The organism is Nonomuraea basaltis, from assembly GCF_005893125.1.
Taxonomy (GTDB): Bacteria; Actinomycetota; Actinomycetes; order Streptosporangiales; family Streptosporangiaceae; genus Nonomuraea; species Nonomuraea basaltis.
Map to the genome: position 1 here is coordinate 1 of NZ_VCJS01000622.1, position 760 is coordinate 760.

A 760-nucleotide genomic window follows, 5' to 3' on the forward strand; every position below is an offset into this window, starting at 1 on the left:
GCGGCTGGGGCGGCCTGACCTTCTACAAGATCTTGCACATGCTCCAGGTGCTGTTAGCCACCTGGGCAGGCCAATGCCCCACCTGCCATCAACGACCACCATGACGAACTAACAAAGTACTACTAGGACCGGCCACTCTCGTCGAGGTCGAACCACGCGTTGAGCGCGGCCGGGATGAACTCCTGCCCGCCCAACTCCTCCAGGTGGCAGCCGGCCACGAGTCGGGCTCTCGTGTTCGGGGTGAGGCGGGCGGTGATGAGCTTGAGCGATTCCGGGTCGGCTGCGGGCACGCTGGGGCGTGGGACGGTCATGTCGCTGCCCGGCGGCATCTCGGCGGGGATGCCGAGCTGGTCGCAGTAGTAGTTGATCGCTTCTTCCCAGACGCCTTGGACGCCCAGGCCGGTGCGCTGGCATGCGTCGTCGAGGCGTTCGATGGTGTCCTCGTCGAGGCGGGTGCCGGTGTTGATGAGGTCGGTCCACCGGACGGCCTTGGTGCGGGCTGGCGCGCGGCGTGTTTGCGGTTTCGCCAACGGTTTGCCGCCGGGTGTGGGGGGTTGGAAGGTGACCTGGCGGGGGTCGGTGGATTTGCGGCGGGCCACGTGGCGCTCCCGGTGTGTGGCGTGATTGCTGGGCGTGATCTCTACCGTAGTCCTGCGTGTGTCTCGCGACAAAGCCGTGTCCGGTTATGTCCGATTCTGCGAGGCGCTGAGAGCGCAGCCGATCGGTCCGGTCCAGAGCGCGCCTTTCCCTGGGAGGGTTC

Annotated in this window: 1 protein-coding gene; it reads right to left on the reverse strand. The window is 66.6% G+C overall.

Annotation, left to right across the window (positions count from 1 at the left end; genetic code table 11):
• Positions 1-122 precede the first annotated feature (122 nt).
• Complete coding sequence (locus tag EJK15_RS69740) at positions 123-599, reverse strand: hypothetical protein (RefSeq protein ID WP_138720987.1); 477 nt, start codon at positions 597-599, stop codon at positions 123-125.
• Positions 600-760 lie beyond the last annotated feature (161 nt).